This is a genomic window from Streptococcus sp. SO2 (assembly GCF_030440025.1).
Window position 1 is genome coordinate 191,641 of record NZ_JAQFJH010000001.1, and the last position, 17,139, is coordinate 208,779.

Genomic DNA, 17,139 nt, shown 5'->3' on the forward strand with positions numbered 1-17,139 from the left:
AAGATTATTGTATCATGAAATCCACTTTTAGTCTTCTTCAACCATGACTTTATCAGCCAGAAATTCAAATCCTTCTGGAATCAGGCTCTCTTCTTCCACCACTTGGTCAGCTTGAGGAGACTTGTTTTTAGCTGAAAATGCTGCTCGAACCTCTTTCCATTCCTCTAGAGAAATAGCCAGAATCTCAGGTGAAAATCCAGCTGCCTGGCTGAGAATATTGCCAAACATAGTATTGAGATTATCTCTTTTCATGGTTTGACCAGCATTGAAATTAGACTCAAAGGCTAAAATAGCATGGTGTTCATTGGCCGCAACTGGTTGAGAACCTACGAGAAGAGCCTTATCTGGTCCAGCTAAACTTTCAATCACTTCTCCCCACGCATTCTGTAGGCGAATCAAGTTTTGACGTGCCAAATCAGGATTTTCAACAGCTTCTTGTAGGATAGCCTGAACCTTATTACGGTCTACTCGATAGACTGTCTTGGAAGTTGCTGGACGGCTAGGGACTGGCACCACTTGTTTAGGAGCTGTTCCAACATTAGCAAGTTCTTGTTTGAGACGAGCGACTTCCTGTCTTAGTGTAGCTATTTCTCCTTCAACTGCTTCTGAAAGAACTGGCTCAGGCTTAATCTCAGCTAAACGAATAGTCATCATCTCAGCATAAATCTTAGGTTGCAGGCTAGCTTTCATATCCGCCAAGCTCACAGTCGCTATTTGAATCATTTCAAAGAGACTTTCCTGAGACAGAGCTAGATTGTCCATAAAAACTGGACTATGATGAGTATTTTCGCCACCTGTCTGAACAACCAGTAAATCACGTAAATACTGCAAGAGATCCGTCACAAAACGAGTCATGCTCTTGCCATTTTCAAACAAAAGATTCAAAGAATCAAGCGCTTTTGGAACATCCTGCTGAGACAAGGCAGCTACATAGTCATCAAGTGCTGATAGACTAATGGTGCCTGTAATCTCCTCAGAGATAGCTGTGGTTAAAGCATTCCCTTGCGTCAAACTCAAAGCTTGGTCCAGAATAGACAAGGCATCCCGCATCCCACCTTCAGCTCGTCTGGCAATGATTTCCACAGCCTCTGGTTCAGAACTGATATTTTCTTTTTCTAAAATATGATGAATATGTGCCGTGATATCTTGCGTTCGAATCGACTTAAACTCAAAACGTTGGACACGCGATAAAATAGTTGCTGGAATCTTGTGCAATTCGGTGGTCGCCAAGATAAAGACAACGTTTTGAGTTGGTTCTTCTAGCGTCTTTAAAAGCGCATTAAAAGCCCCTGTAGACAACATATGAACCTCGTCTATGATATAGACCTTATAACGTGCCAAACTAGGAGCATAGGTAGATTTATCCCGAATTTCTCGGATTTCATCAACTCCATTATTTGAAGCAGCATCCATTTCGATAACATCTTCTAAACTACCTTCTGTCACTGCTTGGCAGATATAGCAGTTATTACATGGTTCTCCGTTCACTTGGTTCGGACAGTTCATAGCCTTGGCAAAAATCTTGGCTACACTGGTCTTCCCAGTTCCACGAGGGCCTGAGAAAAGATAGGCATGACTAATCTTTTCCTGCTCGACCGCTTGTTTTAGGGTTTTAGCCACAACTTCTTGACCTACTAGTTGTGAAAAAGTTTGACTTCTATATTTTCGATAAAGTGCTTGATACATTAGGCTTTCTCCTCAAACATCGTAAAGTCCCATTCTGTCTTCTCAAGCAAAATAGCGACAAATTGTTCCAAGTAATCACGGTCAATGGCATTGTAATCATCAATAAGTGAAGAATCCAAGTCTAAGACACCCAGCAATCGACCATTCTTGAGCATGGGAACCACGATTTCACTCTTGGCCATACTATCACAAGAAATGTAGTTTGGATAGGTGCTCACATCGCCAACCAAAACAGTCTCTTGAAACTCAGCAGCTTCTCCACACACGCCTTTTCCAAGCGGGATGCGAATGCAAGAAACGCCGCCCTGAAAAGGCCCTAAAACCAACTCGCTACCATCAAACAGATAAAACCCTGCAAATACAGTATTGGGAAAGCGAGATTTCAGGAGGGCACTAGCATTCGAAAGATTGGCAAGAACATTGCTCTCACCTTCAAGTAAATAAGAGAGTTCCTCATTTAACAATTGATATTGTGATTGTTTTTCTGAATCTAACATAGAACTATTATATCAAAAATGGGAAAGAGACAAAAGAAAAATCCCTTGTTTTAAACAAAGGATTTTGTGATTATCAATTTGATTAAAGTTCGATATCACCAAACAAGTCAGCCATTGAGAATCCTGTTTGTGTTTCTGGAAGTTCGAAATCACGTTTTTCTTGACGTTTTGGACGACGTGGACGAGCAGCACGTTTTTCTTCTTTTTGTCCTTCTTCTTGAGCTGGACGTTCTTCAAGAGCTTTGATAGAAAGTGATACACGTTCTGCGTCAGCGTTAACATCAAGGACTTTAACAGTAACTTCTTGACCAACAGTAAGAGCTTCTTTTGGATTTTCGATACGTTTGTATGAAATTTGTGATACGTGAACAAGTCCGTCAATACCTGGCAATACTTCAACAAATGCACCAAAGTCAGTCAAACGTTTAACTGTTCCTTCTACTACGTCACCTTTAGCCAATTTTTGCTCAACGCCATCCCATGGTCCAGGTGTTGTTGCTTTAAGTGAAAGTGATACGCGACCTTCTTCTTCGTTAAGATCAAGGATCTTCACTTCGATTTCTTCACCAACAGTTACAACTGATTTAGGTGATACGTTACGTTCGTGTGACAATTCAGTCAAGTGAACCAATCCGTCAACCCCACCAAGGTCGATGAAAGCACCGAAACTTGTGATACGAGCAACTTTACCAGTTACGACATCACCAACAGCCAATTTACCGAATACTTCAGCACGAGCTGCTGCAGTAGCTGCTTCAACAACTTCACGACGTGAAAGGATGAAACGGTTTTCTTTAGGATCAACTTCCTTGATTTTAGCATCAAATTCTTGACCTACGAAACGCTCAGTGTTACGTACGAAACGAGTATCCAACATTGAAGCTGGGATGAATCCACGAACACCTTCAAATTCTACTGAAAGTCCACCTTTAACGGCACGAGTTCCTTTAACAGTAACAACTTCTTCTTCGCGTCCTACAAGTTTGTCCCATGCTTTGCGAGCTTCAAGGCGTTTTTTAGATACAAGGTATGTAACTGTATCAGTATCTTTACCAACTACTTGACGAAGTACAAGAACATCCAATACTTCTCCTACTTTCACAAAGTCATTGATATCTGCATCGCGATCGTTTGTCAATTCGCGAAGAGTCAAGACACCTTCAACACCAGTCCCAGAGATTGCAACGTTAGCTTGAGTCGCATCAACTGTCAATACTTCAGCACTAACAACATCACCAGGCTCAACTTGGCTAACGCTATTTAGCAAATCTTCAAATTCGTTCATCTAAAAAATCCTCCAACAATCAAGTTTTTTCAAAAACTTGACATACTTATAATTTTTTTCCTAAGCACCCGCAAAGACATGTTCATATCGTTCACGTCTTTCAATTATAAAAATAAAATACCCTAAGATATTTTTCTTTTTATCTTGAATTTATTACCTAAGAACTGGGGTAGCTGGATTCGAACCAACGCATGAGGGAGTCAAAGTCCCTTGCCTTACCGCTTGGCTATACCCCATTGATGAATGGAGAGAGAGGGATTCGAACCCCCGAACCCGAAGGAGCGGATTTACAGTCCGCCGCGTTTAGCCTCTTCGCTATCTCTCCAATGTTTAACGAGAACTATTATATCATGAAATTTTCAATAAAACAAGTATTATTTTGTCAAATTATAGTTTTCAATCAAAATTTCCACAGCTTTTTCAAGTTTTTTATAAAAACTATCGACATTTCCATTCTTTATGATGGCAAATTGGCTATCTAATTCGGCAATTTCCCCAATAACCTTTTTCCCGATCGTCAAAACGTATCCTTCATAGCTGTCTTTTCCAACAGTCACTTTTGCATCTGTTAATTGGATTTCAATTTTCTTATCTTTTTTACTCATACTGTACCTCTTTTCACTTTTTCTATTGTACAAGAAAAAGCTAAAACTAGCAAGAAAAAACTCCATTTCAGCTATTACAACTGCTATGGAGCTCTTCTTTATTTCATATCTTTTAGTCCACTTTGACAATCCATCCCTCTGGTGCTTCCACATCACCAAATTGGATACCAGTCAATTCATCATAGAGTTTACGTGTAACAGGACCTACTTCTGTTTCACTATAGAAAACATGGAAATCATCACCATGTTGGATGCCTCCAATTGGCGAAATAACCGCTGCTGTTCCACAAGCACCTGCCTCTACAAAACGCTCCAAATTATCAATTGGAACATCGCCTTCAATCGGAGTCAAGCCCAAGCGGTGTTCAGCCAAGTAAAGCAATGAGTACTTGGTAATAGATGGTAAGATAGATGGGCTTAATGGCGTTACAAATTCGTTGTTCTCTGTAATTCCAAAGAAGTTGGCTGATCCGACTTCTTCAATCTTTGTATGTGTAGATGGGTCTAAGTAGATAACATCTGAAAATTGACGTGACTTGGCCATTTTACCTGGGAGGAGGCTAGCAGCATAGTTCCCACCTACCTTGGCCGCACCTGTACCATTTGGAGCTGCCCGGTCGTATTCATCCTGAATCAAGAAATTTGTTGGGACTAAACCACCTTTAAAATAGTTACCAACCGGCATAGCAAAGATGGTGAAAATATACTCTTCTGCAGGTTTTACCCCGATAATATCTCCAACACCAATCAACAGTGGACGAAGATAAAGGGTTCCACCTGTTCCATATGGTGGGACGTATTCTTCATTTGCACGCACAACTGCTTTACAAGCTTCTACAAACATTTCTGTCGGAACTTGTGGCATCAAAAGACGGTCGCAGGTACGTTGCAGACGCTTGGCATTTTCGTCAGGACGGAACAGTTGAACACTGCCATCCTTGGTTCGATAGGCTTTCAATCCCTCAAATGCTTGCTGTCCATAGTGGAGACTTGGAGAAGACTCTGAAATATGCAAGGTTGCATCCTCTGTCAATTCTCCTTGATCCCATTGACCATTTTTGTAGTGAGCGATATAACGGTAAGGTAATTTCATATAAGCAAAGCCAAGGTTTTCCCAATCAATTGCAACTGTCATGTGTTTCTCCTTTATACTATTCAAACTATGTGTTCTATTCTACACTTTTCTAGTAAAATTTCAAGTATTATTTGTAATTTTCTGAAAATTTTTTCAACATAAAGAAATCAGCCCTCTGGACTGATTCTTTTTACGAATTTGTTTTGTCCTCTTTAAAGACTTCTTTGAGGTAAGCATCGAAAACTTCTTCATCTGAAATCGTGTCTGAAATAAAGCTTCCATTGCTAGTGCGTTCAGACAAATTCAAATCTTGCAATCGGCTCTCATAGATTGTTCCCTTGTTAGATTGGACAAGCAGCGTTTGGTCGTTTTCTTCTACTTCTGTACTAAAAAGATCACCAACGAAACCTTGCTCTGCAACTGCTCCTGCTAAAAAGACACGGTGCGGTTTGTTTTTCAACTCACGCAAGACTTGTAGGCCTCGTTTAGCACGGCTGGTCGCTGGAATTTCCTCAATGGAAACACGTTTCAAGCTTCCACGTTGGGTCAAGAGGTAGAAGGATGAGGTGTTACAGATAAAGGCAGACTGAAGCGCATCATCTGCTTTCAGGTTCATAGCCTTGACACCCGCAGCCTTGGCACCAACAACCGGAACCTCTTCGATATTGAAACGAAGGGCATAACCGTTTTGACTAATCAAGAGAACATCATCCAGTTTAATTGGAGCCACTGCTACAATTTGGTCTGTCTCGTCTTTGAGTTTAGCGTACTTAACAGACTTCGACTTGTAGGTCCGCCATGGAGAGAATTCTTTGCGTTCTACACGCTTGATTTGACCAAGTCGAGTCGCTGCAAAGTAAGTTGTCGCATCATCAAACTGATCCACTACTTCCACATAAAGGATTTCTTCATTCGTTTCAAAGTTTGTGATGGTTTGACTCAAATGCTCTCCGATGTCCTTCCAGCGAATATCTGCCAATTCATGGATTGGTCGATAGATGACATTCCCAAGAGTCGTGAACATCAAGAGATGCTGGGTTGTCTTGGCAGATTGAACAAAGATCAAACGATCATCATCACGCTTGCCAATTTCTTCCAGAGTGGATGCCGCAAAGGAACGTGGGCTAGTACGCTTGATATAGCCTGCCTTAGTCACGCTGACATAGGTATCTTCCTCGGCAATCAAACTAGCTGTGTCAATCTCGATTGCTTTCGCAGTATCTTCCAAAGTACTCAAACGTGGTGTCGCAAATTTCTTCTTGACCTCACGAAGTTCTTTCTTCATGAGATTGTACATAGTCCGTTCATCACCGATGATCGCCGCAAGCATGGCAATCTTTTCACGCAATTCTGCTTCTTCTTCCTGCAAGACAACCACGTCTGTATTGGTCAAACGGTAAAGTTGTAAGGTCACGATGGCTTCTGCCTGCTCCTCAGTAAACTCATAGCTGATCTTGAGGTTTTCCTTAGCGTCAGCCTTGTTCTCAGAAGCACGGATAAGGGCAATGACTTCGTCCAAAATCGAAATCACGCGAATCAAACCTTCAACGATATGCAGACGTTTCTCAGCCTTTTCCTTGTCAAAGCGGGAACGTGCTAGAATCACTTCACGACGGTGGGCGATGTAGCTAGATAAGATTGGAATAATCCCAACCTGACGAGGGGTGAAATTGTCAATCGCCACCATGTTAAAGTTGTAGTTGATTTGCAAGTCAGTATATTTGAAGAGATAGTTGAGTACAAGCTCGGTATTCGCGTCTTTTTTAAGTTCAATAGCGATACGAAGACCGTCACGGTCAGACTCATCACGAACCTCGGCAATCCCAGCTACCTTGTTATTGACACGAACATCATCGATTTTCTTGACTAGATTAGCCTTATTGATTTCATAAGGAATCTCAGTGATAACGATTTGTTCCTTACCGCCTTTTAGCTTTTCAATCTCCGTCTTAGAACGAACAACCACGCGCCCCTTCCCAGTTTCATAGGCTTTCTTGATTTCATCACGCCCTTGGATGATAGCTCCTGTAGGGAAGTCTGGCCCAGGCAAGAATTCCATGAGTTTGTCCACCTTGGCTGTTGGGTGGTCAATCATGTAAACCGTCGCATCAATAACCTCAGCCAAATTATGCGGTGGAATGTCTGTAGCATAACCAGCTGAAATCCCAGTCGAACCATTGACCAAGAGGTTTGGAAAGGCTGCTGGCAAAACCGTCGGCTCTTTCTCGGTATCGTCAAAGTTCCAAGCAAAGGGAACTGTCTTCTTTTCGATATCTTGAAGAAGATAACCAGCAATCTCAGACAAACGAGCCTCGGTATAACGCATAGCCGCAGGCGGATCTCCGTCCATAGAACCGTTATTACCGTGCATTTCAACTAGAATCTCACGGTTTTTCCAGTCCTGAGACATACGAACCATGGCATCATAGATGGAAGAATCACCGTGTGGGTGAAAATTCCCCATGATGTTACCGACAGACTTGGCCGACTTACGGTAGCTCTTGTCAAAAGTATTGCCATCTTTATTCATTGAATAAAGAATACGACGCTGAACCGGCTTCAAGCCATCCCGAATGTCTGGCAAAGCCCGGTCTTGAATGATGTACTTGGAGTAGCGACCAAAGCGCTCTCCCATGATGTCCTCCAGGGACATGTTTTGAATGTTAGACATAGGATACTAAGCCCGTAAAATGCAAAGTGAAAATAGGAAATTATTGCAGTGAGCGATGCTCACAAGAGAATCTATCTTTTTCACACAGCATTTAGGGCGTGTTCAACTCCTTTCAAAGAATGTAGAGTGGTTTTTATAGAATAAGGGATAATTTACAGAAATTAGTTCCGTGTTCAGTTACTATATATAACTAAACTATCTTTTCTGTAGTTTAATCTTTTAAATTATATACTTTATTTAGTTAGTGATTTGAAAGTCTCTCCTCAGCATACTGAATCATCTTCTCAGCTACTTCTTTATCGTAGTCAAATCCCATCTTTTGGGCAAGGATTTGAGCTTCTCTGTGGAAAAGTTGCATCGTAGCAAACAATGACTGAGTAAGTTTCTCTACACTTGAAAAATCAAGTAGAGCTGAGAATTCCTTCTCCTTCTCTGCAGGTAAATACTGGAAAAGATACTTGTAGTTCTTGCCGATATCGACCTCTCCCCTATCACTTGCGACCTGCCAAGCAAAGACTTTTAACAACTCTTGTTGACAAATTCCGTAGAGATGATCCGTGGCATAGATGGCTTGCTTGCGACAAATCCCTTTAACCACGTAGGCTGACACCCACCAAAATTCATTGCAGGCTTTTTCAAAATCAATCGCACTAGCTGGGCTTGTCCAGTAACGTTGAGGATTTGGAGAATAGGGCACAAACAAGCCTTTCTCATCTTTCAAAACTGTATAATCAGCTTCACTATCCACCCACTCTTGAATATACTCCGTAGGACAGAGGGTCAAATCAATCCGATTTCCATCTTCAAATAGCATTAGATAAAGTCGACGGTTGCCTAGGACATTATGCTGCTCAATGATACGAGTGCCAAACTGGTCTAACCAAGAAAGGTCACTCGTCAAATTATCTAAGTCGTCCACGACATAGACCACGTCGTAATCCTGAAACTCATCTTTTGGTGCTTTTGGATTTGTCCGTGAACCAGACATGGCGACAGCCTCAACTTGTATAGATTTAGCAGTCTGTGAAATCAACCTCAGCATTTGCTCTTGACTTCTATATTTTCTGCATCTACCTTTAATTAAGTTATTTTTCATAACTATCTAGTTCCTCTTGTTTCTGAAGGACTCGTATTCTTTTCTTCTCAAGTTCCCCTACGATTAATTGGATAGTTGAGCAAATCCCTAAAACAATTAAAATATAATAAGTAGATATTATGTCACTTTTTTGGTAATTTTTTATGATTTCCCAGACAACAAACATATTTACCAATGAAAGGGAAAAAATAAAGATGGCATTGATAAGAAGTATTATAGCAAATGTTCTCCTAAAATGCATATAATGTTTTATACTCCTATAGAGGGTATATAATGAATATGCGATCATTAAAGGTGTGAAGCAACCTACATAATAAAAGATAAACCTTTGTCCAAAGTATGGGTAACCTTTATCTAATAGGCAAAAGCCAATAGTGAAGATGTTCAACATAAATAGGGACACTGCACGAGCGTTTTCTTTTTTCCCCAAGTTAGATATTAAATCACTTATAATTGCAAAAATTACTATGGTTATAACGGGAATAAAATACATAAATTCCCTAATTAAAGTAGATAACGTAAATTCCCTAAACATTACTGACCCCCCTTTAGTTCTATATATTATTTACATAACAAATATGATAGTCATTTTTACTTGAAAGATGCGACTTTCCTGTATGGTAAAAATAATATCCTTCAAATAGTATAAAGCGCCCTCTAAAGAAACATACCTGAATGATATTTTCCGTTAGATTATTCAAGAGGAGATACTTGAGTTCTTACCAGTGTCAACTTTTAAAATTTTAACTGTTCCTAAAATCAGTTCAAGCATTTCCTGGTCAGTTCTCATCTATGTCACCCTCATCTGAAACATGGTTAGTAAAAGGAGCATCTTCTTTCTTTTGTTGTTGTAGTTTTCGAACTCTTTTTCTTTCAAGCATCCAAAGTAGGAATTGAATTCCTGAAAAAAGGCCTTGCAAGAAAATAAGTATATAGATTTCTTTAATCTCTCTAAATAATACAAAAACATTTACAATTGAGAGTAGAAATATAAGTGTAACGTTAGATAATAAGATTCGGGCAAACTTACTAGGAAAATACTTGACGTGCTTGATACTCTTATAAAGACTAGTAATCGCATATGTTATGCACAGAGGCGCATGAGTATATAAAGAAAATACCCGTACAAATACTCCTAAGTAGGGTTCGTCTAAAGACGGGTTGAACACTACAAACATTCCTATATTACAAGCCATAAATACTAGGGAACTTAAGGAGCTTGAATATTCTATTTTCTCTTTATTGGAGATTGCATCAAGAATTATTCCAGCAATAGCAATGATTTCGAGAAAGAAAAATATCATTATTAAAGAACTGTTCACTATTCACTCCCCCTTTGCTTACTGATTTCGTTTGGTGTAATGGAGATAGAGAGGAGGAAGATAGGAAACTAGAATCATCAAAATCATTACCAAGAATGTCAACAGATGGATCTGAACTAAATTTACCACATACCATCCCAGAATACCTACAGATAGGGGACCTAAAATATAGGATAGGAAAATCAAAAAAGCCTTCCACCGTTTCTCCGGATAGACATAACACAATCGAATAAGTGTGTAGATTAAGGCTCCTGCTATCAAAGGAAAACCAAATAAAATCATGACAAAGGATGCCACTAAAGAACCGGATTCTGACGAATCCATATTGAATAAAAGCATCAAGATCATAAACAAGGTAAATACAATCGGTGCATATAAACCTTGGAAACTTTTTTTTCGACTGTTAATGTAGAATGCAAGAATAGCCGAGGGTAAAGAAACTAAGAAAACCAAACCCAAGTAACTACCAAAAATCGAATATCCTGAATCAACCATTATTCATGCCCCTTAAAACACTGTCGCTTCCTCCAGCGTAAACTTAACATTATCCTCAATCCACTTACGGCGTGGTTCGACCTTATCTCCCATGAGGACATTGACGCGACGTTCGGCGCGTGCTAAATCTTCGATTGTGACACGAATGAGAGTTCGAGTTTCTGGATTCATGGTTGTTTCCCAGAGTTGGTCCGCATTCATTTCACCAAGTCCCTTGTAGCGTTGAAGGGTAGCTCCTTTGCCGAATTGCTTGCGGAGTTCTTCTAGCTCTCCGTCCGTCCAAGCATAGGCCACTTCTTCCTTCTTGCCTTTTCCTTTGGACATCTTGTAAAGAGGCGGAAGGGCGATATAGACATGTCCTGCCTCGACTAGCGGACGCATGTAGCGGTAGAAAAAGGTTAAGAGCAAGGTTTGGATATGAGCACCGTCAGTATCCGCATCGGTCATGATAATGATCTTGTCATAGTTGGCATCTTCAAGGGAGAAGTCTGCTCCCACACCCGCACCAATGGTATAAATCATGGTATTGATTTCTTCATTTTTGAGGATATCCGCCATCTTGGCCTTGGCTGTATTGATGACCTTACCACGAAGAGGTAGGATAGCCTGGAACTTACGGTCACGGCCTTGTTTGGCAGAACCACCGGCAGAGTCTCCCTCGACCAGATAGAGTTCATTCTTAGCAGGATTTTTAGACTGGGCTGGGGTTAATTTCCCAGAAAGTAAGCCCTTGTCTTTCTTGTTTTTCTTGCCATTTCGGCTCTCATCACGAGCCTTTCGTGCTGCTTCACGAGCGTCACGAGCCTTGATAGCCTTGCGAATAAGATTGGAAGCAAGTTCTCCATTTTCCATGAGGAAGAAGGTTAACTTATCAGCCACAATCCCGTCTACAACTGGACGAGCTAGTGGACTTCCAAGTTTGTCCTTGGTCTGTCCTTCAAACTGAAGGTGCTCTTCAGGAACCAGAATAGAAAGAACGGCAGCTAGTCCCTCACGATAATCTGAACCTTCTAGGTTTTTATCTTTTTCCTTGAGGAGCCCAGTCTTACGCGCGTAGTCATTCATAACCTTGGTAATGGCTGACTTGAGTCCTGTCTCGTGCGTTCCACCATCTTTAGTACGAACGTTATTGACAAAGGATAGAATGTTATCTGAGAATCCATCATTGTACTGGAGGGCAACTTCCACTTGGAAACCATTGTCTTCGCCTTCAAAGTATAGGACTGGCGTCAAGATTTCCTTGTCTTCATTGAGGTAAGAAACAAAGTCCTGTACCCCGTTCTCATAATGGAATTCGATTGCTTCATCTGTTCGCTTATCTGTCAAAGACAAGGTAACATTTTTTAAAAGAAAGGCTGACTCATTGAGTCGTTCTGAAATGGTATTGTACTTGAAGTCAGTCGTAGAAAAAATCGTCGCGTCAGGCATGAAAGTGACTTTGGTACCTGTCTTAGACTTGGGTGCTGTACCAATTTTTTTCAAGGTTGTAACAGGTTTTCCACCATTTTCAAAACGTTGCTTGTAGACTGTACCGTCACGAGTAATTTCAACTTCTAGCCAACTAGAAAGGGCATTAACGACTGAAGATCCCACTCCGTGGAGACCACCTGATGTCTTATAACCACCTTGACCGAATTTTCCTCCAGCGTGGAGAATGGTAAAGATAACTTCAACAGTTGGAATTCCCATGGCGTGCATCCCGGTTGGCATCCCACGACCATGGTCTTGAACAGTTAGACTGCCGTCCTTATTGATGGTCACATCAATGCGGTCACCAAATCCAGACAAAGCCTCATCGACTGCATTGTCCACAATTTCCCAGACTAGGTGATGGAGACCAGCACCGTCAGTCGATCCAATATACATCCCTGGACGTTTACGGACCGCATCCAACCCTTCTAGCACCTGAATGGCGTCATCATTGTAGTTATTAATATTGATTTCCTTTTTTGACACAAGGAACCTCCTATTTGTTCATCTTTTCTATTTTACAGGTTTTCTAGCGATTTTGCAAAGCTTTTCCCTTTCAGCTGTCACAATTTCACAGGATATTCTCTGACTTTCTATATCATTTCATGGTATAATAGTACTATGATGACATTTGTATTATTAATTTTAGCTTATCTGCTAGGTTCGATTCCGTCTGGTCTTTGGATTGGACAAATCTTCTTTCAAACAAATCTGCGTGAACATGGTTCTGGAAACACCGGAACAACCAATACTTTCCGAATTTTAGGTAAGAAAGCGGGTATGGCAACCTTTGTGATTGACTTCTTTAAAGGAACCTTGGCCACTCTCCTTCCAATCCTTTTCCACCTTCAAGGTGTATCACCTCTTGTATTTGGTCTTTTGGCTGTCATTGGACATACTTTCCCTATCTTTGCAGGATTTAAAGGGGGCAAAGCTGTCGCAACCAGTGCTGGAGTGATTTTCGGATTTGCGCCTGTTTTCTGTCTCTATCTAGCAATCGTATTCTTTGGAAGCCTCTATCTAGGTAGTATGATTTCACTGTCTAGCGTTACCGCTTCTATCGCAGCCGTTATCGGAGTTCTCCTATTTCCACTATTTGGTTTTATCCTAAACAGCTATGACCCTCTCTTCATTTTGATTATCCTAGCACTTGCTAGCTTGATTATCATTCGTCACAAGGATAATATCACACGTATCAAAAATAAAACTGAAAATCTCGTTCCTTGGGGACTAAACTTGACACATCAAAATCCTAAAAAATAAAACGCCAGTTTGAAACTGACGTTTTTTTGTATGCTTATTTTGACTTGATGTAGTTGATACCGTCTGCCTTAGGTGCAACTGCTTTTCCAAAGAAGGCTGCCAAGACAAGAATGGTCAAGACATAAGGCGCGATTTGAAGGTAAACCGCTGGCACTCCTTGCAGGAAAGGTAATTGAGAACCGATAACTGCCAAACTTTGTGAAAGTCCAAAGAAAAGACTAGAAAGCATTGCACCAATTGGGTTCCATTTACCAAAGATCATCGCAGCAAGGGCGATAAATCCAGGACCGACAATAGTTGTCACTGAGAAGTTAACTGAGATTGATTGAGCATAAATCGCTCCCCCAATTCCACCAAGTAAACCTGAAATAACAACCCCAAGATATCTCATTTTGTAGACATTGATCCCCAAGGTATCCGCTGCTTGAGGGTGTTCACCAACAGAGCGAAGGCGAAGACCAAAACGTGTCTTAAAGAGAATAAACCATGCAAAGAATGAGAAGGCAATCGCGATATAACCTAGTAGACTGGTTGACTTGAAGAAGATATCTCCAATCACAGGGATATCAGCCAAAACTGGGAAATCAAAACGTCCAAAAGTCTGGCTTAAGTTATCCGTTTGTCCTTTGTTATAAAGAACTTTAACCAAGAAAACTGCTAGGGCAGGAGCCATCAAGTTCAATACTGTACCACTGACAACATGGTCCGCACGGAAATGAACTGTAGCGACTGCATGGATGAGGGAGAAAATAGCTCCCACGATACCAGCAACTAACAAGGAAATCCAAGGGGTCGCCGCTCCAAGTTGTTCTGCAAATTCAAGGTTAAAGACAACCCCAGAAAAGGCTCCCATAACCATAATTCCTTCAAGACCAACGTTAACGACACCACCACGTTCAGAGAAAACTCCCCCGATACTCGTAAAAATAAGTGGTGCTGAATAAATCAGCATAGAAGAGACCAAGAGGGTGAGTAATGTTGTAATAGACATCCTTACTTACCTCCTTTAACTTGTTTTTTAGGTTTGACAAAGCGTTCGATAATGTAGTGAACGCTGACAAAGAAGATAATAGACGCTGTTACAATGCTGACAAGCTCAGACGGAACTTGTGCTGCATTCATACCCGGTGCTCCTACTTGCAAAACTCCAAATAAGAAGGCTGCAAAGAGAATTCCAATTGGGGAATTTCCAGCAAGCAAACTAACTGCCATCCCGTTAAATCCGATAGCCAATGATGATCCCTGAACGTAAACGTTTTGGAAGGTTCCAAGACCTTCGACAGCTCCACCAAGACCAGCCAAGGCACCAGAGATAATCATTGATAGAATGATTGTACGTTTTGCTGAAATACCAGCGTACTCTGAAGCATGGGGATTAAGACCAACTGCACGAATTTCAAAACCGAGAGTCGTTTTCTTGAGCAAGAACCAAATCACAGCTACAGCAATGATTGCAAAGAAGATTCCGATATTCATACGGGAATTTCCAGTCAACTCTGATAACCATGGTGTCTGGTAAGTAGCATTGGCACTAACACGAATCGTTGAGTCTGTACTTTGCATAATATCTTTAGGAAAGGCATGAATAAAGGCATTTCCCACATACAATACAATGTAGTTCATCATGATGGTCACGATAACCTCTGACGTACCGAGATAAGCTCTGAGGATACCTGGAATCGCACCAACAATTCCACCTGCAATCAAAGCAATGATCACTGTTAATGGAATCAAAACGAGACGAGGCATATCTGGATTTGACAAGGCAAACCAACCACTGAGGATCCAACCCGCAAGAGCCTGACCAGGAAGTCCAACGTTAAAGAAACCTGCTCGACTGGCAACTGCGAAACCAAGACCTATCAAGACAAGAGGACCCATGGCACGGAAAATTTCTCCAATTCCACGGAGGCTACCAAAAGCTGTATAGAACAACTCCTCATAGCCCCAGATAGCATCATATCCGAAGATCCACATGACAATGGCTCCGAGCAAGATTCCTAAGAATACGGAAATCAAGGGAACCGAAATTTGTTGTAATTTTTTAGACATCACTCTTCTCCTTTCCCAAGTTTCCACCTGCCATCAAGACACCAAGTTCTTGTTTGTTAGTTGTTTCTGGCGATACAATACCTTGAATCTTACCATCGTGAATAACAGCAATTCGGTCTGAGACATTTAAAATCTCATCCAATTCAAAGCTGACAACAAGGACAGCCTTACCGTTATCACGCTCTTCAATCAAACGTTTGTGGATATATTCAATGGCACCGACATCCAAACCACGAGTTGGCTGGCTGACGATAAGGAGATCAGGATCACGATCAATCTCACGAGCGATAATCGCTTTTTGTTGATTTCCTCCTGAAAGAGCTGCCGCTGGAACAAATTCGCTTGCCGCACGGACGTCAAATTCTTCCATCAATTTCTTGGCATTTGAAGTGATATTGGCATAGTTCAAGATGCCATTTTTGCTGAGTGGTTCTTTGTAGTAGGTTTGAAGAGCGATATTTTCTGAAATCATCATCTCCAAAATCAAGCCATCACGGTGACGATCCTCAGGAACGTGCCCCACGCTTAGTTCTGTAATTTGTCGAGGATGCATCCCCACGATTGATTTGCCTTTTAATTCAACGCTACCTGACTCAACCTTACGAAGACCAGTAATGGCTTGAATGAGTTCAGATTGACCATTGCCATCAATACCTGCAATACCGACAATTTCACCAGCACGAACATCCAAAGAAAGATTCTTCACAGCTGGTACACCTCGGTTCTCATTGACAACCAAGTCTTTGATAGACAAGACCACTTCTTTTGGTTGCGGTGCTCGTTTTTCCGTTTTAAAGGAGACTGAGCGTCCAACCATCATTTCTGCCAAGTCCGCATTTGTTGCTCCTGCGATTTCAACCGTCTGGATTGATTTCCCACGACGGATAACCGTGACTCGATTCGATACCGCACGAATCTCATCCAGTTTATGGGTAATCAAAATGATAGACTTCCCTTCTTTGACAAGGTTTTTCATGATTGCCATCAACTCATCAATCTCTGAAGGAGTCAATACGGCTGTAGGTTCGTCAAAGATAAGGATATCAGCACCACGATAGAGTGTTTTCAAGATCTCTACACGTTGTTGGGCACCAACGGAAATATCCGCCACCTTAGCAGCTGGATCTACTGCCAAACCATAACGTTCAGAAAGAGCCTTGATTTCTTTAGTAGCACCAGCTATATCTAGAACACCATTTTTAGTGATTTCACTCCCTAAAATGATATTCTCAGCTACTGTAAAAGCCTCAACTAACATGAAATGTTGGTGAACCATCCCAATTCCAAGACCAGCGGCTTTAGATGGTGAGTCTAGTTTTACAACCTGACCATTCACCACAATTTCACCACTCGTTGGTTCAAGAAGTCCTGCTAGCATATTCATCAGAGTGGATTTACCCGCTCCATTTTCTCCTAAAAGTGCATGAATTTCACCTTTTCGCAGTTGCAAGTTGATTTTGTCGTTTGCTACAAATTCACCAAACACCTTGGTAATATCCCGCATCTCAATGACATTTTCGTGTGCCATATGCTCTTCCTTTCAGAGGTTTATTTTATTTCAATAAAACCTGCTAATCACATTAACAAGCTCTATTGAGACAAAAATTGCCTCAATTCTTAAA

Annotated in this window: 13 protein-coding genes and 2 tRNA genes; 1 reads left to right on the top strand and 14 read right to left on the bottom strand. The window is 41.2% G+C overall.

Annotation, left to right across the window (positions count from 1 at the left end):
- Positions 1-27 precede the first annotated feature (27 nt).
- The 11 genes from dnaX to parE form a co-directional block, all read right to left on the bottom strand.
- Positions 28-1,686: a DNA polymerase III subunit gamma/tau gene (gene dnaX / locus PCY17_RS00920; RefSeq protein ID WP_301390735.1), complete on the bottom strand. Its 1,659-nt coding sequence runs from the start codon at positions 1,684-1,686 to the stop codon at positions 28-30.
- Positions 1,686-2,183 carry a GAF domain-containing protein gene (locus PCY17_RS00925; protein ID WP_000887141.1) on the bottom strand — a complete coding sequence of 166 codons (498 nt, stop codon included), beginning with the start codon at positions 2,181-2,183 and terminating at the stop codon, positions 1,686-1,688. Before PCY17_RS00925 ends, dnaX begins: the two co-directional genes overlap by 1 nt.
- 82 nt (positions 2,184-2,265) lie before the next feature.
- Entirely contained in the window at positions 2,266-3,468 is a 1,203-nt protein-coding gene (rpsA, locus tag PCY17_RS00930; RefSeq protein ID WP_301390736.1) for a 30S ribosomal protein S1, read from the bottom strand.
- Between the two features lie 164 nt (positions 3,469-3,632).
- Positions 3,633-3,704: transfer RNA gene (locus PCY17_RS00935), tRNA-Gln, on the bottom strand.
- An 8-nt stretch (positions 3,705-3,712) separates the two neighbouring features.
- Positions 3,713-3,793 (bottom strand) — tRNA-Tyr (locus tag PCY17_RS00940).
- A 49-nt stretch (positions 3,794-3,842) separates the two neighbouring features.
- Positions 3,843-4,073, bottom strand: coding sequence for a DUF2969 domain-containing protein (locus tag PCY17_RS00945; protein ID WP_000037107.1), 231 nt, complete (start codon positions 4,071-4,073; stop codon positions 3,843-3,845).
- 112 nt (positions 4,074-4,185) lie between these two features.
- Entirely contained in the window at positions 4,186-5,223 is a 1,038-nt protein-coding gene (locus PCY17_RS00950) for a branched-chain amino acid aminotransferase (protein WP_301391138.1), read from the bottom strand.
- A gap of 115 nt (positions 5,224-5,338) precedes the next feature.
- A complete protein-coding gene (parC, locus tag PCY17_RS00955) occupies positions 5,339-7,819 on the bottom strand; it encodes a DNA topoisomerase IV subunit A (RefSeq protein WP_301390737.1) in 2,481 nt (826 codons plus the stop codon).
- A 241-nt stretch (positions 7,820-8,060) separates the two neighbouring features.
- Positions 8,061-8,915 carry an aminoglycoside 6-adenylyltransferase gene (locus PCY17_RS00960; protein ID WP_070697291.1) on the bottom strand — a complete coding sequence of 285 codons (855 nt, stop codon included), beginning with the start codon at positions 8,913-8,915 and terminating at the stop codon, positions 8,061-8,063.
- A 779-nt stretch (positions 8,916-9,694) separates the two neighbouring features.
- Complete coding sequence (locus tag PCY17_RS00970) at positions 9,695-10,237, bottom strand: hypothetical protein (RefSeq protein ID WP_239822768.1); 543 nt, start codon at positions 10,235-10,237, stop codon at positions 9,695-9,697.
- 507 nt (positions 10,238-10,744) lie between these two features.
- The gene (parE, locus tag PCY17_RS00975; RefSeq protein WP_070697295.1) at positions 10,745-12,688 is read right to left on the bottom strand and encodes a DNA topoisomerase IV subunit B; all 1,944 of its coding nucleotides are present in this window, start codon (positions 12,686-12,688) and stop codon (positions 10,745-10,747) included.
- Between the two features lie 135 nt (positions 12,689-12,823).
- Here parE and plsY point away from each other — a divergent pair, with 135 nt between their 5' ends.
- Positions 12,824-13,465 (top strand): glycerol-3-phosphate 1-O-acyltransferase PlsY, encoded by a 642-nt coding sequence (plsY, locus tag PCY17_RS00980; protein ID WP_049519644.1) that lies wholly within the window; start codon positions 12,824-12,826, stop codon positions 13,463-13,465.
- Positions 13,466-13,499: 34 nt separating this feature from the next.
- On the opposite strand, the gene PCY17_RS00985 is transcribed toward plsY, so the two are convergent.
- Genes PCY17_RS00985 through PCY17_RS00995 form a run of 3 tightly spaced genes read right to left on the bottom strand, consistent with a single transcriptional unit; the run spans position 13,500 to position 17,045 of the window.
- Positions 13,500-14,456 (bottom strand): ABC transporter permease, encoded by a 957-nt coding sequence (locus PCY17_RS00985; RefSeq protein ID WP_049519642.1) that lies wholly within the window; start codon positions 14,454-14,456, stop codon positions 13,500-13,502.
- A 2-nt stretch (positions 14,457-14,458) separates the two neighbouring features.
- Positions 14,459-15,517, bottom strand: a complete 1,059-nt coding sequence (locus PCY17_RS00990) for an ABC transporter permease (RefSeq protein ID WP_000038681.1) — start codon at positions 15,515-15,517, stop codon at positions 14,459-14,461.
- Positions 15,510-17,045 (bottom strand): ABC transporter ATP-binding protein, encoded by a 1,536-nt coding sequence (locus tag PCY17_RS00995; protein WP_049477644.1) that lies wholly within the window; start codon positions 17,043-17,045, stop codon positions 15,510-15,512. The genes PCY17_RS00990 and PCY17_RS00995 overlap by 8 nt, the downstream gene beginning before the upstream one ends.
- Positions 17,046-17,139: the final 94 nt, after the last annotated feature.